The sequence below is a fragment of the Nocardioides sp. LHG3406-4 genome (genome assembly GCF_049897745.1).
GTDB lineage: Bacteria > Actinomycetota > Actinomycetes > Propionibacteriales > Nocardioidaceae > Nocardioides.
Window position 1 is genome coordinate 366,806 of the sequence record NZ_JAFCWV010000003.1, and the last position, 18,642, is coordinate 385,447.

The window sequence follows — 18,642 nt, forward strand, 5'->3', positions numbered from 1 at the left end:
GCCGGGCACGAGCCTGTGCGCGTGCCCAGGCTGCCGATCGCCCTCGTCTTCGCCGGTGTCGTCCTTGCGCTGTTCCCGTCGACCACCTCTGCGGTGCCGGCCACTGACCCCCGTCCCGCGCGGGTCCCACCGGCCCCGCCGGCGGCCCAGGGCAGCGTCGTCGTGGCCGCGACGAACCTCTACGAGGGCGCGGTCCTGCCGGCACCACGGGACCTGGCCGACGAGTCCGACATCCGCCGCTTCGCCCGTCGCTTCGCCGAGCTCAACGTCGCCGCCCCGGACGTCGTCGCGCTGCAGGAGGTGCGCGGCTCGCTCCCTGCCGTCGTACGCCGGCTGAACCGCGCGATGGTCGGCCGTGCGACGTACGCCGCGGTGACCAGGCCGGGTCTGACGCGCGACCGGGGCGCCTGTGCGGGGGCTCGCGGCCGGTTCACCGTGGTGCGGGACGGGGCGCTCGTGATCAACACGGCCACTACCGAGGTCCTCGACCGCGGCGTCATCCGCACGTGGGGTCGCTGGCTCCCGGGCATGCGCGGCGTGCTGCGCCGGCCCAACGCGGCGGGCTGTGCCGAGCACCCGTGGGCGCGGGTCCGGGTCACGCGGGAAGGTGCCACGCGCGACGCCGTCGTGGTGGGCACGCACGTCGGGCCACGGGGCCACTACCTGAAGACGCTGGCGATGCGGCTGTTGGGCGATCGGGCGCGCGAGCTCGCCGGACCGGCCGGACTCTCGGTCGTCGCGGGAGACTTCAACCTGCCGTGGTGCCGGGGAGGCGCCGGTGCCGTCGAGTCCCCGAGCTGCCCCGTCGCGGACGGGCACCGCGAGCTGGCCGACCGTGGCTTCGGTGACGCCCTGCGCGCTGCCGGCGTCTCCTTCGGCACCCGGGGACGCGTCGACTTCATCCACACGACCGGACAGGCAGCGGCCGCGGGCTGGGACCGGTGCTACCGACCGCGGATCGCGGCCGGCTGCTCGCGCCGCGACTCCGCGTTCGCCAGCGAGCAGGCGTTCGGTGCGTGCCAGCGCCGCGCGATCGACTACGGCAGCTCGGGCGGGGCCTGCCGCCGCCGTGCCTACGCCAGGTACTACTCCGACCACCCGATCGTCAGGGCGACGATCCAGTGAGCGGCACGCGGGTCAGGCCCGGCGCCGGCTGACGGCCCAGGCCACCGCGCCACCGAGCGCGAGTCCGGCCAGCGCGCCGAGGAACGGGCCCCACGTCGCGCCGGTGGTGCGGCCCAGAGTCGCGCCCAGGCCGCTGACGAGCATCACCCCGAGGACCAGCCCCATCCGCCAGGCCATCTCGCCGACGAACATCCCGGTCAGCGACCCCGTCCCGCCCCGCCGGTCGAGGGGCTGCACCCGGACCACCGCCGACGGGGACAGGGCGCCGTACAAGTGGGGGAAGGTGTCGTCACCGACCGGGTCCTCGCGCCACGGGACGCCGAGCCGGTCGGTGTCGATCGTGAGCAGGACCAACGGCTCGCGGACGTCGCGGTAGAAGCGCGCGAACGTCGGCTCCACCTGCTCGCGACGGGAGGCGTGGATGAAGCCCTCCTCCGCGAGCGTCCGCCCGCGGGTGGAGGTCGTGTAGGAGCCGGATGCCAGCGCCAGCTCCCACTCGGCCGCGGTGGCGATGTGGAAGACGTGCATCAGGGCGACCGCCGGGCGTGGCTCATCGCCGCTCAGAACAGCCGGTGCTCGGAGTCGTCCATGCCCCGCAGCGCGTCGTAGTCGACGACGGCGCACGCGATGCCGCGGTCGAGGGCGAGCACCCGGGCCTGCGGCTTGATCTCCTGGGCCGCGAAGATCCCGCGCACCGGGCGAAGCAGGGGATCGCGGTTGAGCAGCTCCAGGTAGCGGGTGAGCTGCTCCACCCCGTCGATGTCCCCGCGCCGCTTGATCTCGACGGCGACCGAGAGACCGGCGGCGTCTCGGCACATGAGGTCGACCGGGCCGATCGCCGTGGGGTACTCGCGACGTACGAGCCTCAGGCCCTCGAAGAGGGTCGCCGGGTGCTCAGCGAGGAGCTCCTGGAGGTGCTTCTCGACGCCGTCCTTCTGCAGGCCGGGATCGATGCCCAGCTCGTGTGAGGAGTCGTGCAGGATCTCCTCGACCAGGATCCGCAGCGTGTCGTCGGTCTTCGAGGTGACCGTCCACTCGACCCGGCCGTCCTCGGTGGTGCCCTCCTTGACGGTGCACGGCGGGCTCATCCAGTTGAGCGGCTTGTAGGAGCCGCCGTCGGAGTGCACGAGCACCGATCCGTCGGCCTTCAGCATCAGCACCCGGGTGGCCATCGGCAGGTGCGCCGAGAGTCGTCCGGCGTAGTCCACCTGGCAGCGCGCGACGACCAACCTCACGGCGAGGAATCTACAGTCCTCCCTATGTACGACGTCCGCCCGGCCCGCGCCGACGACCTGCCGAGCCTGGCCGCCATCGAGAACGCCGGCCTGGCGCTGTTCGAGGAGGCCCTCGGTGACCTGACCGGCGACGTGCTGGCCTCCCCGGCGCCGTCGGGTGCGGAGCGCGCCTCCCAGCCCGGCTTCCTGCTAGTCGCCGGCGATCCGCCCGTCGGCTTCGCCCACGTGCTGCACATCGAGGGTGGCGCGCACCTGGAGCAGGTCTCGGTGCTGCCCGCCGCGGGCCGCCGCGGCGTCGGCGCGGCGCTGGTGCGGGCCGCGATGGCCGAGGCGGGTCGTCGTGGGCTCGCCGAGATCACGTTGTGCACCTACGCCGACCTGCCGTGGAACGGGCCGTTCTACTCCCGGCTGGGCTTCACGGAGGTCGAGCCCACCGGCCACCTGAGGCTGCTGCGCGACCGCGAGCGCGAGCTCGGGCTGGACAGGCACGGTCGTCGCGCCGCCATGCGCGCGCCCGTCGCCGTGCTGCAGGACGCCGGCCGGGCGGACCCGCCCGTGGAATGATGCCCGCCATGACGAGCACCCCCGCAGAGCAGCGCGACATCTCGACCGTCGGCGTGATCGGCCTCGGCACCATGGGCGCCGGCATCGCCGAGGTCTTCGCCCGCAACGGCTTCGCCGTCATCGGTGTCGAGCTCAGCGAGGAGGCCATCGAGCGCGGGCGTCTGCACCTCGAGCACTCGACCGGCCGTGCGGTCAGGCGGGAGAAGATCACGGAGGCCGAGCAGGCCGAGATCCTGGGGCGGATCACCTTCTCCACGAGCCTGGAGGGGCTGGCTGCTGCCGACTTCGTCGTCGAGGCCGTCGTGGAGTCACTGGAGATCAAGAAGGACATCTTCCGCAGGCTCGACGGGGTGGTGAGGGACGAGGCGATCCTGGCCACCAACACCTCGTCGCTGTCGGTGACGGAGATCTCCACGGCCAACGGCCGACCGGGCCGCGTCGTCGGCGTGCACTTCTTCAACCCTGCTCCGGTGCAGAACCTCGTGGAGATCGTGCGTACCGTCGTCACCGAGCCGGAGGTGCTCGACGCCGCCAAGGACCTCGTGGGCCGACTGGGCAAGAACCCCGTGGTGTGCGGCGACAAGGCCGGCTTCATCGCCAACACGCTGCTGTTCGGCTACCTCAACCACGCGGTCTCCTTCTTCGAGAACCACTACGCCACGCGTGAGGACATCGACGCGGCGATGCGCTTCGGCTGCGGCTACCCGATGGGACCGCTCGCGCTGCTCGACCTGATCGGCCTCGACACGGCGTACGAGATCCTCGACACGATGTACAAGCAGGGCCGCGACCGACTGCACGCCCCGGCGCCGATCCTCAAGCAGATGGTCACGGCCGGCCTGCTCGGGCGGAAGACCGGCCGCGGCTTCTACACCTACGACGGCCCGGACTCCTCGACCGTCGTGCCCGACGAGAGGACCCCGTCCGTCGACAGCGCCCCGCAGCTTCGGCACGCGATCGGCCGGGTCGGCGTCGTCGGCACCGGCACCATGGCAGCGGGCATCGTCGAGGTCTTCGCCAAGGGCGGCTACGACGTCGTGTACGTCGGTCGCTCACCCGACAAGGTCGACGCCGTGCGCACCACCATCGAGCGCTCGCTCGACAAGGCCATCGGACGCGGCAAGCTCGACGAGGCCACCAAAGCCGAGGTCCTGGGACGGCTGACGGGTACGACGTCGCTCGACGACCTCCGGGACGCCGACATCGTCGTCGAGGCGATCGCCGAGAACCTCGCGGTCAAGACGACCCTCTTCGAGAACCTCGACGACATCTGCAAGCCGGGCGCCATCCTGGCCACCTCGACCTCCTCGCTGCCGATCATCGCGCTGGCCAAGGCCACGTCGCGGCCGCAGGACGTGGTCGGCATGCACTTCTTCAACCCAGCCCCGGTCATGAAGCTGGTCGAGGTCGTCACCACGGTCTCCACGTCCGACGACGTGGCCGAGACCGCGCGTGCGCTGGGGGCCGCGGTCGGCAAGGTCGCGGTCTCCTGCGGGGACCGGGCCGGGTTCATCGTCAACGCGCTGCTGTTCCCCTACCTCAACGACGCGGTGAAGATGCTGGAGGCGCACTACGCGACCGCCGACGACATCGACATCGCCATGAAGCAGGGCTGTGCCCTGCCGATGGGGCCCTTCGAGCTTCTCGACGTGGTGGGCAACGACGTGTCCCTGGCGATCCAGCGCGAGCTCTACCTGGAGTTCCGGGAGCCGGGCTTCGCCCCGGCGCCGCTCCTCGAGCACCTGGTCACCGCCGGCTACCTCGGCCGCAAGACCAAGCGCGGCTTCCGCGACTACTCCCACGCCTGACCGCGGACGGCGACCGGTCAGCCCCGGGGCCGGACCCGGAGCACCATGTCGTTCGAGCCGTTGGACGTGGTGACCAGGAGGTCGCCACGAGGCGTCCGGGTGACCGAGCGCAGCCGGCCGTACTCGCGCAGGGCGGCCGGCGTGCGTACGCCGCGCAGCCGGCCCTTGCGGTCGAAGTCCATGAACAGGACACGGGACCCCTTGAGGGCGGCCACCGCGAGCGTGCCGGCGTAGGCCTTCCACTGCCGACCGCCCACCCAGGTGGCGCCGGAGGTGGCGACCGTGGGAGTGCCGGACCGCCATCGGGCGCCCACCTGGCGCCCCGGCAGGGATCGGTCGGTCATCGGCACCGACTCGTCGTAGCCGGGCACCGGGTTCCACCCGTAGTTGCCGCCGTTGCGCAGGCGGTTGACCTCGTCGTCGCGGAAGGACCCGTGCTCGACCGACCACAGGGTGCCGTCCCGGCGCTGGGCGAGGCCCTGCACGTTGCGGTGCCCGTAGGTGAACACGTAGCGAGTGGCTGGATCGTCGGAGCCGATGAACCGGTTGGCCGGCCACGGGGCGCCCGTGCGGCGGTCCAGCCGAAGAGTCTTGCCACCCAGGGAGCCGAGGTCCTGCGGGTTGGTGCCGACCGTGGCGTCGCCGGTGCCGACGAGCAGAGCGCCGTCGCGCGTGATGAGGAGCCGGCAGCCCCCATGCCGTCCGTCGTCGCTGGCGGGCAGGCCCGAGATCAGGACCCGCGGGTCGCTCACCCGCGCCGAGGCCAGGTCCAGCCGCCAGGCGAGGACGCGCACGTCGGGCCCGCTCGGCCCGCCGCTGCCCAGGCACAGGTAGATCCGCCGGTTCGAGGCGAAGCCGGGGTCGACCGCCAGCGACATCAGGCCGGTCTCGCCCTCGGACCGCACGGTCCCCGACGGCAGCGGGACCGTACGACGCGTGCCGCGGTGCCACAGGGAGAGGCGACCCTCCCGCTCGGTGATCAGGAGTCGGCCACCTCCGAGTGACTGGACGTCCCACGGGTTGCTGAGCCCGGTCACCAGCGGCTTGACGCGGAGGTCCGGAGCGGCGGCGCGCCCGGCCGGGGCGGGCGCCGCGCCGGGGGCGTCGGGCCCGGCCGACGCGGGCGACGACAGGGTGGGCAGGCTGACCGAGGTAGCCAGGGTGAGCAGGCAGGTGGAGACGACGACAGCGATCGGAGTCCTCATGTCGGCACGCTAGCGCGGTGCAGGGCAGTCAGCCGGTCCGATCATCGGCCACCATGGCGGCGAGCCTGGCGCGGGTGTTGATGTCGAGCTTGCGGTAGATGTGCGAGAGGTGCGCGTCGACGGTGCGGGGGGAGATGTAGAGCTCGTCGGCGATCTGGCGGCTGGTGAGCCCGTCGGCGATCTTGTCCGCGACCTGACGCTCGGCCCGGGTGAGAAGAGCGAGCGGGGAGTGGCGGACGGTCTCGGGCTCGGGTGCTCCGGTGAAGACGGCTGCGACACTGAGCAGGCCGCGCTCGGTGAACTCGCCGCCGTCGACCCAGCCGTCGGGTGCAGTCCGGGCCGCCGCGACCGGGAACTCCGCGGCGTACCCCCACGGCACGGCGTGCCGGGGTGTCCGCAGGGCCGTCGCCGCCGCCGCGAGCAGCCGGCTCTCGGGCTGCTCCCGCTGGTCGGCGACGCAGCCCAGGCCGTCGAGGGCGTCCGCCACCCGCAGGGGCATCGGCATGGTCGTCGCCTGCTCGAGGGCGTAGAGCAAGGTCGTCGCCGCCTGGTCGAGGTCACCGAGGGCCAGGAAGGCGCGTCCCAGCAGGAGTCTGACCTCGACGCCGTCGCGACCCAGCCGGCTGCTGTCGGCGAGCACGACCACGTCGGCGGCGAGCCCGGCCGCGCGCTGCACCTCGCCGGCCGCGAAGAGGTCGCGGGCGTCCTGCGCCAGGACCGGTAGGCGGACGGCCCAGGGCAGCATCTCGCGGTCGACGTCCATCGGGACGTAGTCACGGTCCACCCCCCGGAGCAGGGTCTCGGCGAGCAGGGCGACGCGGTCCTCGGCGAGCTGCCGCGCCTCGCGCATCACGGCCCGAGCGGCCGACGCCGCCTCGACCGTGCGGCCCTGCTCGAGCGCCACCTTGCCCAGCAGGATGCGGGCCGAGAGGGTGATCCAGCGTTCGTCGTTGGCCTCGGTGCTGGCCATGATCGACGCGGCGGCCCGGGTGGCCGCTGCGAAGTTGCCTCGCGAGACCGCGATGTCGGTGAGCGTGCGGGTCGCCTGCCGCACGATCGAGCGGCTGACCGTGTCGAGGTCGATGGCCCGTTGCGCCTCCTTCTCCGCTCGCGTGAGGTCGCCAGCGTCGAGGTGCATCTCGGCGCGGATCGACGCGTTGCGCGCGAGCTGGAGGTCTGTGTCGGGAGCGTTGAGCGCGTGCTCGTCGGCCCGGTCGAGCAGCCAGAGTCCCTCGTAGGTGCCGCGCACCTCCGACGCCGCGATGCCCGCGCGGCGCGCCACCTGTGCGCCGATCGCCGCGGGTCCGTCACCACTGACGATGGCGGCCTCGAGGATCTCGACGGCCTCGCGGGCGCGCATGGAGGTGTAGAGCGAGGAGAAGACGCGGTTCGCCAGCGCGTAGCCGGTGTCGCGGGTCGCCGGATCGGCGCAGGCGCCGAGGATCGCGGTGCGCATGACCGGCAGGTCAGCGAGCCACGGCGCGTCGGCCGCGCCGAAGTTGTCGTGGTCGGGGGCGACCCGGTCGGCCCAGCGCAGCAGGCCGGCGTGGACCTGCGCGGCGTCGTCGGTCGAGGCGGCGAGGAAGGTGCCGTGCCGCCGGATCGGCGACAGCATGTCGAAGCGACCGTCGGGAAGCACCTCGAGCAGGCTGCGCCGGACCAGCCGTGCCGCGAGCGAGGTCGCGGTCTCGCGGCTCACCTCGGCGATCTCGGCGAGGACGTCGATGCTCACCGGTGACGTCATCTGTGCCATCCGGCGGAAGCAGCGCTGCTGGTCGTCGTCGAGCAGCTCGTACGACGCGTGCACGGCCTCAGACAGGGAGGCGGCCGGGACGACGTTCGTGATCCCCATCAGCGCGATCTGCACGGCGAACTGCTCGATGAGCAGCGGCAGCCCGCCCGTGGCGGCCAGCAGGCGGCGTACGTCGCGGTCGTGGGCCACGAGGTCGATCGGGTGGCCGCCGGCGCCCTCGACCCGGCTGCGCAGCAGGTCGACGACGGGGCCGGCGAGCGGCTCGTGGATGCCTGGCAGGGGCAGTGGGCCGACGCGCACGACGCGTTCGGCGGGCTGGCCGGCCATGGTGAGCGCGGTGAGGGCCAGCCGGGCGGTCGAGGTGGCGTCGAGGACCTGCTGGAAGGTCGCGCCGAGGGTGTTCGATCCAGCGGCGTCGATGTCGACGCCGTCGACCACCAGGAGGGTCTCGGTGCCGTCGAGCGCGCGGGACAGCGCGCCTTCGGGACTGTCGCCCGGCACGGGCTCCACATCGAGGGCGTCGAGGCAGGCGGCGAGGACGGCGTCGGTGTGGTTCAGCCCGCGCGCGTTGACCCAGGCGGTGTCCCGCGTGTGCGCTGTGGCGTGCCGCGCGAGCAGGGTCTTGCCGCACCCGGGAGGGCCGACGATGCTGACCCAGCGCGAGCTCGAGAGCGCGGTGTCCAGGAGTTCCCGGACCCGCTCGCGACCGACGCACGCAGTGAGCACAGGCTGAACCTAGCGGGATACGGGCCCGAGGGTTTAGGTCGAGGATTAGGTAGGACTACCGATGCTGCGAGATGCCTCTCCGCGAGACGCTCATGTCCGGCACCACATCGAGTAGGCCACACAGGGGATGGCCTACCCGGGGGACCGTGCCCAGGGCAGGCCGCGACCGAGCTGAGAGTCGCGGCCTGCCGTTCCTCCCGGCCGGGTTTCTGGTTGCCGGAACGACGTACGCTGTCGCCATGGAGTACGTCGTCCTGCTCGTCGTCCTGGCCGCCGCCATCGGCGGTGTCGTGCTCATGTCGCGTGCCGGAAAGCGGCGCGAGGCCGACCGCAGGGCGCGCGAGCTGGCGCCGGTGAAGAAGCTCGTCGACGAGGACGTCACCGCCCTCGGCGTGGAGCTGCAGGAGCTCGACATCGAGATGTCCGGTCGCGACCTCGGCGACGGCGCCCGCTCCGACTACCAGCGCGCTCTCGACGCCTACGAGTCGGCCAAGCACGCCGGTGACTACCTCACCGACCCGGAGCAGGTCCGGCACGTCACCGAGATCCTCGAAGACGGCCGCTACGCCATGGCCTGCGTGCGGGCCCGGGTGGACGGCAAGACCCTGCCGACTCGCCGCCCGCCGTGCTTCTTCGACCCGCGCCACGGCCTCTCGGTCGCCGATGTGGCCTACACCCCGCCCGGGGGCGCGCAACGCGACGTACCCGCGTGCGAGCTCGACGCCGAGCGGGTCCGGGCCGGCGCGGAGCCCGACATCCGCAAGGTGATGGTCGGGTCGCGACGGGTGCCCTACTGGCAGGGTGGTCGCGCCTACCAGCCCTACGCCATGGGCTACTACGGCGCCTTCGGGCCGATGGAGTGGATGTTCATGGGCATGCTCTTCAGCGGGGGGTTCGAGGGCATCGGCGAGGGCATCGGCGCCATCGGCGAGGGCCTCGGCGACGCTGTCGGAGGCATCGGGGACGGCATCGGCGACGCCGTCGGGGGCATCGGCGACATGTTCGACGGGTTCGACTTCTAGCGGCCCAGCAGGTCGAGGCCGCGTCAGCGGGAACGCCCGGGTCAGACGCGCCGGCGCGAGCGGTAGGCGGCCACCGCGGCCCGGTTGCCGCAGGCGGTGCTGCAGAACCTTCGGGAGCGGTTGCGGGACAGGTCGAGCACGACCCCCTCGCAGCCTTCGTCGGCACACACGCCGAGCCGCGACGTCTCGTCGGCCCGAAGCACGTCGATCATCGCCATCGCGGTCTCGACGGCGATCCGGGTGGCGAGCGGGCGGTCCGGCCCCACCGCGTGCAGGTGCCAGTCCGACTCGTCGTGCCGCACCAGCTGAGGCAGCGCGCCGGCGTCGGCGAGCATCTCGTTGACCAGGGCGACCGCCTCGTCGCGTGGGGTGGTCAGCACCGAGCGCAGGGCGGGTCGCAGGGCGCGGACGGCGTCGAGCTCGGCCAGGTCGCCGTCGTGGCGACCGGTGTACTCGAACTCCGCGTAGAACGCGTCGAGCTCGGCGACGGTGGTCAGCGTGTCCGGCTCCTCGCCGGAGTTGACCAGCCGGACGGCCGCCTGCAGCGCCACGTCGGTGTCATGAGTGAAAGGCACATTGACACATTACAGCATCCGTCACTAGTGTCACATGTCATGACGACGTTGGCTGATGACACCGGGCTCGCGAGCCGCTCCCGCCTCGGGGCCGGGCTCGGGCTTGCGGTCGTCTCGGCGGCGTCGTTCGGGCTCTCCGGCACCCTCGCCAAGGGGCTCCTCGACGCCGGGTGGAGCGCCGGAGCCGCAGTGACCGTCCGCGTCTCGATCGCAGCCCTCGTGCTGATGGTCCCGGCGCTGGTGATGCTGCGCGGGCGCTGGCACCTGCTGCACCAGAACGTCGCGGTCATCGCCGGTTACGGGCTGGTGGCGGTGGCGGGCTGCCAGTTGGCCTACTTCAACGCTGTCGCCCACATGCAGGTCGGCGTCGCGCTGCTGATCGAGTACACCGCCCCCGTGGCCGTCCTCGGCTGGCTCTGGCTGCGCCACGCGCAACGACCGAGTCCGGTCACCGTCGCGGGTGCGGGCCTGGCGGCGGTCGGGCTCGTGCTGGTGCTCGACCTGGTCTCTGGCGCCGACCTCAGCGCGGTCGGGGTCGCCTGGGCGCTCGCGGCGATGGTCGGGGTGGCGGTCTACTTCGTCCTGTCGGCGAGCGAGACCAACGGGCTGCCCCCGATGGTGCTGGCCGGCGCCGGGCTGACGGTGGGAGCCGTCGGGCTGCTGGTCGCGGGGGCGGTCGGCGTGGTCCCGATGGCGGGCTCGACCCGGGCGGTGACCTACGACGGCACCGCGGTCGCCTGGTGGGTGCCGTTGGTCGGCCTGGGGGTCGTGACCGCCGCGCTCGCCTACGTCACCGGGATCGGCGCCTCCCGCCGTCTCGGCTCGCGACTGGCGTCGTTCGTGGCCCTCCTGGAGGTGCTCTTCGCGCTCGTGTTCGCGTGGCTCCTGCTCGACGAGCTGCCGCGGCAGGTGCAGGTGCTCGGCGGGGTGCTGATCCTGGCCGGTGTCGTGGTGGTGAAGCTTGGGGAGCGGCGTACGACGCGCGTCAGCGCGCATCCTGACGGCGGATGAAGATCTCCCTGGTCAGCATGAGCACGGCGGCCGCGGTGGGGATCGCCAGCAACGCCCCCACGACACCGAGCAGGCCGGCGCCGATGAGCGCCGCGATGACCGTGACGGACCCCGGGATGTCGACGGAGTGCGACATCACCCGCGGGTAGATCAGGTAGTTCTCCACCTGCTGGTAGACGAGGTAGAAGATCAGGCACGCGATGCCGATCTTGGGATCGGTCGCGAAGCCGATGGCCGTGACGATGACCGCACCGATGGTGGCGCCGATCATCGGGATGACGTCGAGCAGTGCGACCACGAAGGCCAGCGCCACGGCGTACTTGCCGAGACCGACGATGAAGAGGAACACCAAGCTGGTGAGACCGGCGCACATCGCGACGATGAAGGCCCCGGAGACGTAGCCGCCGACGCTCTTGATGACGCGGTCGCCGAGCTTGGACACGCGGTCGCGACGCGAGGCCGGTGCCAGGCGGTAGAGCGCCGACTTCGTGGCGTCGAGGCCCGCCAGGAAGTAGAGCATCAGCACGACGACGACGAACCCGTTGAGGAGGGTCGAGATCACCCTGAGGCCGATGCCCAGGGCGCCGCCGAAGAGGCTCGAGACGAGGTCGCCCTCCTCGACCTTCTCCCGGATCTTGGCGATGATGTCGTACTTGTCGTCGAGTTGCTGGACCTGGCGGTTGCGCTGCAGGTCGTCGAGCCAGCCCGGCGCGTTCTGGGTGATCGCCGCTACTTGGTCGGAGATCACCGGCACGATCGCCGTGACGAAGCCTGCCAGCGCGAGCACCACCAGGGCGATGACCGTCAGGACGGCCCACGAGCGCTTGAAGCCGCGCCCCTGGAACCACTCGACGGCCGGGTTGAGCCCGGCCGCGAGGAAGAGCGCCACCACGATCAGGATCAGGGTGGAGCCAATCGCCAGCACCTGCATGCCGAGCCAGAAGGCCACGAGCGCCCCCGCACCGGCGAAGAAGCCGAGGTAGAACGGCGAGTGCCGTTCGAGAGCCTTGCCGGGAGCGCCGTACGTCGCGGTCGAGGCCGCCGACGCGGCGGCCATGCGCGCCGAGTCGCCAGGCTCCCCGGGCTCGGTGGGCTGCCCGGGCTCGCCCGCCTCCGCTGCCGGAGCCTCGGCCTTCGCGGCGGACGCGCGACCAGGGCGGGGCCTCGGGCTCAGGACTCGTCCTCGGAGAAGCCCGACACCACGTCACGCAGGGCGCCGAGCTGCGCGGCGATCGCGTCGCGGCGCTTGGTCATCCGCTCGACCTCGGCCTTGACGCCGGCCAGCTCGCGCTCGGCCTCGGCGGTCCCGGTGGAGGCCACGGAGTCGGCCTGGGTCTTGGCGGTGGCCACGATCTGCTCGGCCTCCCGGCGGGCCCTGGCGAGCAGCGCCTCGGACTCCGACTGGGCCTGCTGGCGGTGAGCGGTCGCCTGGGTGATGGCCTCACGGGCGCGCTGCTCGGCGGCGGTGGCGCGCTCCTCGGCCTCCGCCACCAGCCGGGCGGTCTCGGCGGTGGCGCTGGCGTGGTGGTCGGAGGCCTCGCGGGCCAGCCGCTCCTTCTCGACGGCGAGGGTCCGGCGGGCCTCCTGCACCTCGCGGTCGGCGGCGGCCCGAGCCTGCTCGGCCTCCCGCCTGGCGCTCGTCAGCAGCTCGTTGGTCTCCTGCTGGGCAGCCAGGCGCAGCTGGTCAGCCTCGCGCTTCGCCGAGGCCCGGTGGTCCTCGGCCTCGCTCTTGGCGAGGGTGCGCTCCTGCTCCGCGTCCGCGGTGATCCGGGCGCGGGTCTCGTCGAGCTCCTTGAGCTGGACCAGGCGCATGTCCTCGGCCTCGCGGGACGCGTCGGCCCGGATCGCCCTCGCGTCGCGGTCGGCCTGCGCACGGATCTCGGCGGCGTCGCGCAGGGCGGCCTCACGCACGTCGGCCGCCTCGTCCTCGGCCAGCTTGAGCATCGAGGTCGCCCGGCCGCCGAGTCCGGCATAGGACGGGTTCTGGTTCTCGGCGAGCTGTGCGCTGAGGGACTCGACCTGCGCCTGGAGCTCGTCGACCCGGCGCTCGGCCTCGGTGAGGTTGCCGCCCAGGCCGACCCTCTCGGCGACCAGCTGCCGCACGAAGGCATCGACGGCGTCCTTGTCGTACCCGCCACGGCGTACGGCGGGGAACGTGGGCACGCTGGCGGTCGAGCCCGAGCTCGGGGCCTGGGTGGCGGCGGCCACCCGGGTCGGGCTCGAGACCGGTGCTGGACTGGCTGGCGGACGGGCGGTGGGGGGCGGCGGGAGCACCGGAGCCGGCTTGCTCGCGGTCGCCTCGGCCGGCGCCACGGCCGGAGCCTGCTGGGTGCGCTCCAGCGGCTTCTCGGGCGCGGCCGTCACGGCGTCGGGCGGCGGTGGCAGAACCTTCCCGGACGCCGGCTTCACGGGTGCGGACTTCTTGGCACCGGACTCGGACTCCTTGGCGCCGGACTCCTTGGGCAGGGCAGGCAACACCTGGGTGGCTTCCTCGTCGGGATCCTCGAGCTGCTCGTCGCGCGGCTCCTCGTCGAAGATGGACAGGCCCTCGTCGCGGCTCATGTGTGGCGCACCCTTCTGATCACGTCTGCTCGGTTGTCGAACCAGTGTCGCCGATGGGCCCGCAACAACACACCCCGCCGCGCGGACCGGTGGGCATCCGCCTGGCGAACCGGGGAGTCGGGTGGCTCAGACCCCGCGGAAGCGGTTGATCTGGGGCAGAAGCCGCTCGCGCATCTCGGTGTCGCGCACGCCGAGTCCCTCCTCGGGGGCCAGGCACAGCACGCCGACCTTGCCCTGGTGGGCGTTCTGGTGCACGTCCAGGGCAGCCTGCCCGACCTGCTCGAGCGGGTAGGTCTTCGACAGCGTCGGGTGGATCATCCCCTTGGCGATCAGCCGGTTCGCCTCCCAGGACTCGCGATAGTTGGCGAAGTGCGATCCCACGATCCGCTTGAGGTTCATCCACAGGTAGCGGTTGTCGTACTGGTGCATGTAGCCGCTCGTCGACGCGCACGTCACGATCGTGCCGCCCTTGCGGGCGGCGTACACGGAAGCTCCGAACGTCTCCTTGCCCGGATGCTCGAAGACGATGTCGACGTCCTCGCCGCCGGTGAGCTCGCGGATGCTGGCGCCCAGCCGGCGCCACTCCCGCTGGTCCTGGGTGTGCTCGTCGGACCAGAACCGCCAGTCCTCCTCCGAGCGGTTGAGGATGAGCTCGGCGCCCATCGCGCGGCAGATGTCGGCCTTCGCCTCGTTGGACACCACGCAGATGGGGGTCGCGCCGCCGTTCAGGGCGTACTGGGTGGCGAAGCCGCCCAGGCCACCGCTGGCGCCCCAGATCAGCACGTTGTCGCCCTGCTTCATGGCGGCGCCGTTCCGGCTGACCAGCTGCCGGTACGCCGTGGAGTTCACGAGGCCGGGGGTGGCGGCCTCCTCCCAGGTGAGGTGCGCCGCCTTGGGCATTAGCTGGTTCGACTTCACCAGGGCCACGTGGGCGAGGCCGCCGAAGTTGGTCTCGAAGCCCCAGATCCGCTGCTCGGGGTCGAGCATGGTGTCGTTGTGGCCGTCGGAGCTCTCCAGCTCGACCGACAGGCAGTGTGCGACGACCTCGTCGCCCGGGTTCCAGGAGTGCACGCCGACGCCGGTCTTGAGCACGACGCCGGCCAGGTCGGAGCCGACCACGTGGTAGGGCAGGTCGTGGCGCTTGCCCAGGGGCGACATCTTTCCGTAGCGCTCCAGGAACCCGAAGGTCGACACCGGCTCGAAGATCGACGTCCACACGGTGTTGTAGTTGATGGCGCTCGCCATCACGGCGACCAGTGCCTCTCCCGGACCGAGCTCGGGCAGGGCGACGTCCTCGACGTGCAGGGACCTGCGGGGATCCTTGTCAGCGGTCTCCAGGCCCTCGAACAGGCCGGCGTCGTCCTTGTGCACCGTCGCGGCCCGGTAGGACTCGGGGAGCTGCAGGCTGGCGAAGTCGTCGGCCGTCAGCGTCTCGCCGGCCTGGCTCGCTGTGACGGCGTCGAGGATGTTCTGCACTGGCTCACTCCTAGCGGGTCAGGCTGATGGGTCCGACGAAAGGCTACCGGGAGGTAACTTCACCGGTAAGTGCTGTGCTGGAGGTCACTCGCCGGCCGGCTGGACCAGCTCGACGAGGACTCCGCCGGTGTCCTTGGGGTGGATGAAGTTGACGCGGCTGTCCGACGTCCCGCGCCTCGGTGCGTCGTACAGCAGGCGGAGGCCGCGCTCGCGCAGCGTCGCCGACACCTGCTCGACGTCGTCCACGCGGAACGCCAGCTGCTGGATGCCCGGTCCGGAGCGGTCCAGGAACCTTGCGATGGTCGACTCCGGGGACAGCGGGGCGAGCAGCTGGATGCAGGCGCTGCCCGGTCCGCCCACGCCGACCATCGCCTCGCGGACGCCCTGCTCCTCGTTGGTCTCCTCGTGGAGGACCTCCATGCCGTAGACGTCGCGGTAGAACGCCATCGCCTCGTCCAGGTCGGAGACGGCGATGCCCACGTGATCGATCGCGGTGAACAGGTGCTGCACGGAGTCGAGGCCGGGCCCGGGTGCGGTCATGGCCGACATCGTGTACGACGCCCGCGCCGCGCGCGAGGAGGTGTGACATGTGAGACATCGGGCCGTGGTGGCCGCAGGCCGGTTCGACCGCCGAGGGTGGGTGGGTATCGTCGTAGCACACCCGAACTCAGTGGAGGCACCACATGTCAGGCAGCACCGGATCCGTCATCGTCGCCGGGGCCCGCACCCCGATCGGTCGCCTGCTGGGCGGCCTCAAGGACAAGTCGGCCGCTGACCTCGGCGGCGTCGCCATCAGGGGCGCGCTCGAGAAGGCCGGCGTCTCCGGCGACCAGGTCGACTACGTGATCATGGGGCAGGTCATCCAGGCCGGCGCCGGGCAGAACCCCGCCCGGACCGCCGCGGTCGGCGGCGGCATCCCGATGAGCGTCCCGTCTATCACCATCAACAAGGTGTGCCTGTCCGGTCTCAACGCCATCGCGCTGGCCGACCAGCTCGTGCGCGCCGGCGAGTGCGAGATCGTCGTGGCCGGGGGCATGGAGTCGATGACGAACGCTCCGCACTTCCTGCCGAAGTCGCGCGAGGGCATCAAGTTCGGCGACGTGAAGCTGGTCGACTCGATGGCCTACGACGCCCTCTTCGACCAGTTCACCTCGCAGGCGATGGGGCTGCTCACGGAGGAGTGCAACGCAGCCGGTGCCAACCTGACCCGCGCGGAGCAGGACGAGTTCGCGGCCCAGTCGCACCAGAAGGCCGCAGTGGCTTGGAAGAACGGCGTCTTCGAGGACGAGGTGGTGCCGGTCGAGATCCCGCAGCGCAAGGGTGACCCGGTCGTGGTCTCCCAGGACGAGGGCGTGCGCGGGGACACGACCGTCGAGACGCTCGGGAAGCTCCGGCCGGCCTTCAGCAAGGACGGCACCGTGACGGCCGGCTCCTCCTCGCAGATCTCCGACGGCGCCGCAGCGGTGGTCGTCATGAGCAAGGCCAAGGCCGAGGAGCTCGGCCTGACCTGGCTCGCCGAGATCGGCGCACACGGCCAGGTGGCCGGGCCGGACTCGACCCTGCAGCTCCAGCCCGCTGCCGCCACCGCCAAGGCGTGTGCGAAGGAGGGCATCTCGCCCACGGACCTGGACCTCGTGGAGTTCAACGAGGCCTTCGCCGCCGTCGGCATCTCCTCGGCCCGGGAGCTCGGGATCGACAGCGCCAAGGTCAACGTCAACGGCGGTGCCATCGCCCTGGGGCACCCGGTCGGGATGTCCGGCACCCGCGTCGTACTCCACCTCGCACTCGAGCTCCAGCGCCGTGGCGGCGGCGTCGGTGCCGCCGCGCTGTGCGGCGGCGGCGGCCAGGGTGACGCCCTGATCATCCGAGTCCCGCAGGCGTGACGGCCTCGACCGGCCCGTCCCACGGAAGCAGGGGCGGGCGCCGGTCGGCGGCCTCGGTTCCCGATCTCGTCGCACGTGCCCGCGAGGGCGACGCGAGAGCGGTGGCCCGGCTCATCTCGCTGGTCGAGGACGAGTCGCCGCTGCTTCGCGAGGTGATGACGGCGCTGGCCCCGTTCACCGGTCACGCGCAGATCGTCGGCATCACCGGCTCGCCCGGGGTGGGCAAGTCCACGTCCACCAACGCGCTGGTGGCCGAGCTGCGCGGAGCCGGCAGGCGGGTGGGCGTGCTGGCCGTCGACCCGTCGTCGCCGTTCTCCGGCGGGGCGCTGCTCGGCGACCGGGTACGCATGCAGGACCACGCCACCGACCGCGACGTCTACATCCGGTCGATGGCGTCGCGTGGGCACCTCGGCGGCCTCGCCTGGACCACCCCGCAGGCGCTGCGGGTGCTCGACGCGGCCGGCTGCGACGTCGTCCTCATCGAGACAGTGGGCGTGGGGCAGAGCGAGGTCGAGATCGCCGGCCTCGCCGACACGACCCTGGTGCTGATGGCGCCGGGCATGGGCGACGGCATCCAGGCGGCCAAGGCGGGCATCCTCGAGATCGGCGACGTCTACGTCGTCAACAAGGCCGATCGCGACGGGGTCGACCAGGTGCGCCGCGAGCTGCGCTCGATGCTGGCGATGGGCGAGCGACGCGACGGTCGGTGGAAGCCTCCGATCGTGACGACGGTCGCCGTGGAGGCGCGGGGCCTCGACGAGGTCGTCGCCGAGATCCACCGGCACCGCGCCTGGCTCGTCGAGTCGGGTGAGCTGGACGTGCGCCGAGCGCGCCGGGCGCGCGACGAGATCGAGGCGATCGCCATGACCGCGCTCAGGGCGCGTTGGGGCGACCTGCACGGCCATGCGTCGCTCGACGGCCTCGCGGCGTCGGTGGCGGACGGCACGTCCGACCCCTACTCCGCAGCCGACGAGCTGGTCGCCGCGATCAGCGCTTGAGCCGGACCGGCTTGCTGGTGACTCCTGCGAGAGCGTCCACCGCACCGATGACGACCCGGTAGGTCCCGGCCCGAAGATCCAGGACGCGCACGTCGCGGCTGCCTCTGGTGCGGGTGTGCTTGACGGTCCTCCACGAGTCGCCCTTGCGACGCTGGACGTCGAGCCCGTAGTCACCCTCGGCCCAGTCGGGCTCCACGTCGACCCGGAGCCTCCGCTTGCCCGAGACGGGCTTGGCCGCGACGGTAGCCGGCTCGGACGTGGGCGGCAGGATCGTGAAGGAGTACGTCGCCGGGACGGGGTCGGCGTTCTGGGCCGCGTCGACGGCGATCACGGCCAGGGTGTGCGGGCCCTGGGCCAGCACCGTCGTCGCGTACGGCGTCTCGCACGGCGCCCACAGGCCCGCGTCCATCGCACACTGGAACGTGCCGGGCTCGGTCGAGGCGAACTCGAAGTAGAGGGGACCCGGGGTGAGCTCGGGGGCCGGCCCGCTCTTGATGACCGTGTCGGGCGGCACGACGTCGACGGCGCCCGCGGCGTGCGCGGGTGTGACGAGACTGACGGCACCCGTCAGTAGGGCGACGAGAAGGGTGCTAATGCGGGCCCAAGAGACAGTGGCGCCGCCTCGAAGGAGGTGAGCGAACTTCACGGATCCAAGCCTGACACGAGCGTGGCCGCGTGTCCCGGGAATCGCCCAGGGCG

The 18,642-nt window shown here is 72.1% G+C and carries 17 protein-coding genes; 7 read left to right on the top strand and 10 right to left on the bottom strand.

Annotated features, from left to right (window positions below; translation table 11 throughout):
- Positions 1-21: 21 nt before the first annotated feature.
- The gene (locus ACP7BP_RS13530) at positions 22-1,125 is read left to right on the top strand and encodes an endonuclease/exonuclease/phosphatase family protein (protein ID WP_426245218.1); all 1,104 of its coding nucleotides are present in this window, start codon (positions 22-24) and stop codon (positions 1,123-1,125) included.
- 12 nt (positions 1,126-1,137) lie between these two features.
- On the opposite strand, the gene ACP7BP_RS13535 is transcribed toward ACP7BP_RS13530, so the two are convergent.
- Both ACP7BP_RS13535 and nucS read right to left on the bottom strand, forming a co-directional pair.
- The gene (locus ACP7BP_RS13535; protein WP_426245220.1) at positions 1,138-1,653 is read right to left on the bottom strand and encodes a DUF952 domain-containing protein; all 516 of its coding nucleotides are present in this window, start codon (positions 1,651-1,653) and stop codon (positions 1,138-1,140) included.
- Between the two features lie 32 nt (positions 1,654-1,685).
- A complete protein-coding gene (gene nucS, locus ACP7BP_RS13540) occupies positions 1,686-2,360 on the bottom strand; it encodes an endonuclease NucS (RefSeq protein ID WP_426245221.1) in 675 nt (224 codons plus the stop codon).
- 24 nt (positions 2,361-2,384) lie between these two features.
- Between nucS and ACP7BP_RS13545 the strand changes: the two genes are divergently transcribed.
- Together ACP7BP_RS13545 and ACP7BP_RS13550 are read left to right on the top strand one after the other, a co-directional pair.
- On the top strand, positions 2,385-2,924 hold the full coding sequence (locus tag ACP7BP_RS13545) for a GNAT family N-acetyltransferase (protein WP_426245222.1): 540 nt from the start codon (positions 2,385-2,387) through the stop codon (positions 2,922-2,924).
- Positions 2,925-2,932: 8 nt separating this feature from the next.
- Positions 2,933-4,732 (top strand): 3-hydroxyacyl-CoA dehydrogenase family protein, encoded by a 1,800-nt coding sequence (locus ACP7BP_RS13550; protein ID WP_426245223.1) that lies wholly within the window; start codon positions 2,933-2,935, stop codon positions 4,730-4,732.
- Between the two features lie 17 nt (positions 4,733-4,749).
- Here the strand turns inward: ACP7BP_RS13550 and ACP7BP_RS13555 are convergent, their stop codons facing one another.
- Positions 4,750-5,937 (bottom strand): PQQ-dependent sugar dehydrogenase, encoded by a 1,188-nt coding sequence (locus ACP7BP_RS13555; RefSeq protein ID WP_426245224.1) that lies wholly within the window; start codon positions 5,935-5,937, stop codon positions 4,750-4,752.
- Between the two features lie 28 nt (positions 5,938-5,965).
- Complete coding sequence (locus tag ACP7BP_RS13560) at positions 5,966-8,416, bottom strand: LuxR C-terminal-related transcriptional regulator (RefSeq protein ID WP_426245226.1); 2,451 nt, start codon at positions 8,414-8,416, stop codon at positions 5,966-5,968.
- A gap of 239 nt (positions 8,417-8,655) precedes the next feature.
- Between ACP7BP_RS13560 and ACP7BP_RS13565 the strand changes: the two genes are divergently transcribed.
- Entirely contained in the window at positions 8,656-9,438 is a 783-nt protein-coding gene (locus ACP7BP_RS13565) for a hypothetical protein (protein WP_426245228.1), read from the top strand.
- A gap of 41 nt (positions 9,439-9,479) precedes the next feature.
- Here the strand turns inward: ACP7BP_RS13565 and ACP7BP_RS13570 are convergent, their stop codons facing one another.
- Positions 9,480-10,013, bottom strand: a complete 534-nt coding sequence (locus tag ACP7BP_RS13570; RefSeq protein ID WP_426245230.1) for a CGNR zinc finger domain-containing protein — start codon at positions 10,011-10,013, stop codon at positions 9,480-9,482.
- 39 nt (positions 10,014-10,052) lie between these two features.
- On the opposite strand from ACP7BP_RS13570, the gene ACP7BP_RS13575 reads away from it, so the two are divergent.
- Positions 10,053-11,024, top strand: coding sequence for an EamA family transporter (locus tag ACP7BP_RS13575; protein WP_426245232.1), 972 nt, complete (start codon positions 10,053-10,055; stop codon positions 11,022-11,024).
- Here the strand turns inward: ACP7BP_RS13575 and ACP7BP_RS13580 are convergent.
- The 4 genes from ACP7BP_RS13580 to mce all read right to left on the bottom strand — a co-directional run bounded on the left by ACP7BP_RS13580 (position 10,999) and on the right by mce (position 15,602).
- Entirely contained in the window at positions 10,999-12,081 is a 1,083-nt protein-coding gene (locus ACP7BP_RS13580; RefSeq protein WP_426245234.1) for an AI-2E family transporter, read from the bottom strand. The genes ACP7BP_RS13575 and ACP7BP_RS13580 overlap by 26 nt on opposite strands.
- Positions 12,082-12,194: 113 nt before the next feature.
- Positions 12,195-13,586, bottom strand: a complete 1,392-nt coding sequence (locus ACP7BP_RS13585) for a hypothetical protein (protein ID WP_426245236.1) — start codon at positions 13,584-13,586, stop codon at positions 12,195-12,197.
- Between the two features lie 126 nt (positions 13,587-13,712).
- Complete coding sequence (ccrA, locus tag ACP7BP_RS13590) at positions 13,713-15,062, bottom strand: crotonyl-CoA carboxylase/reductase (RefSeq protein WP_426245238.1); 1,350 nt, start codon at positions 15,060-15,062, stop codon at positions 13,713-13,715.
- A gap of 84 nt (positions 15,063-15,146) precedes the next feature.
- Positions 15,147-15,602, bottom strand: a complete 456-nt coding sequence (mce, locus tag ACP7BP_RS13595) for a methylmalonyl-CoA epimerase (protein ID WP_426245239.1) — start codon at positions 15,600-15,602, stop codon at positions 15,147-15,149.
- A 143-nt stretch (positions 15,603-15,745) separates the two neighbouring features.
- On the opposite strand from mce, the gene ACP7BP_RS13600 reads away from it, so the two are divergent.
- Together ACP7BP_RS13600 and meaB are read left to right on the top strand one after the other, a co-directional pair.
- On the top strand, positions 15,746-16,945 hold the full coding sequence (locus tag ACP7BP_RS13600) for an acetyl-CoA C-acetyltransferase (RefSeq protein WP_426245241.1): 1,200 nt from the start codon (positions 15,746-15,748) through the stop codon (positions 16,943-16,945).
- Positions 16,942-17,943, top strand: coding sequence for a methylmalonyl Co-A mutase-associated GTPase MeaB (gene meaB, locus ACP7BP_RS13605; RefSeq protein ID WP_426245243.1), 1,002 nt, complete (start codon positions 16,942-16,944; stop codon positions 17,941-17,943). Before ACP7BP_RS13600 ends, meaB begins: the two co-directional genes overlap by 4 nt.
- Here meaB and ACP7BP_RS13610 read toward each other — a convergent pair.
- Positions 17,933-18,589 (bottom strand): hypothetical protein, encoded by a 657-nt coding sequence (locus tag ACP7BP_RS13610; protein ID WP_426245244.1) that lies wholly within the window; start codon positions 18,587-18,589, stop codon positions 17,933-17,935. The genes meaB and ACP7BP_RS13610 overlap by 11 nt on opposite strands.
- Positions 18,590-18,642 lie beyond the last annotated feature (53 nt).

What these genes read in the sequence shown, in the direction of transcription:
- ACP7BP_RS13585 (WP_426245236.1), bottom strand. Translation starts at nt 13,586, where the DNA reads ATGAGCCGCGACGAGGGCCTGTCCATCTTCGACGAGGAGCCGCGCGAC.
- ACP7BP_RS13545 (WP_426245222.1), top strand. Translation starts at nt 2,385, where the DNA reads ATGTACGACGTCCGCCCGGCCCGCGCCGACGACCTGCCGAGCCTGGCC.
- ACP7BP_RS13575 (WP_426245232.1), top strand. Translation starts at nt 10,053, where the DNA reads ATGACGACGTTGGCTGATGACACCGGGCTCGCGAGCCGCTCCCGCCTC.
- ACP7BP_RS13565 (WP_426245228.1), top strand. Translation starts at nt 8,656, where the DNA reads ATGGAGTACGTCGTCCTGCTCGTCGTCCTGGCCGCCGCCATCGGCGGT.
- mce (WP_426245239.1), bottom strand. Translation starts at nt 15,602, where the DNA reads ATGACCGCACCCGGGCCCGGCCTCGACTCCGTGCAGCACCTGTTCACC.
- ACP7BP_RS13555 (WP_426245224.1), bottom strand. Translation starts at nt 5,937, where the DNA reads ATGAGGACTCCGATCGCTGTCGTCGTCTCCACCTGCCTGCTCACCCTG.
- ACP7BP_RS13535 (WP_426245220.1), bottom strand. Translation starts at nt 1,653, where the DNA reads ATGCACGTCTTCCACATCGCCACCGCGGCCGAGTGGGAGCTGGCGCTG.
- ACP7BP_RS13600 (WP_426245241.1), top strand. Translation starts at nt 15,746, where the DNA reads ATGTCAGGCAGCACCGGATCCGTCATCGTCGCCGGGGCCCGCACCCCG.
- ACP7BP_RS13580 (WP_426245234.1), bottom strand. Translation starts at nt 12,081, where the DNA reads ATGGCCGCCGCGTCGGCGGCCTCGACCGCGACGTACGGCGCTCCCGGC.
- ACP7BP_RS13550 (WP_426245223.1), top strand. Translation starts at nt 2,933, where the DNA reads ATGACGAGCACCCCCGCAGAGCAGCGCGACATCTCGACCGTCGGCGTG.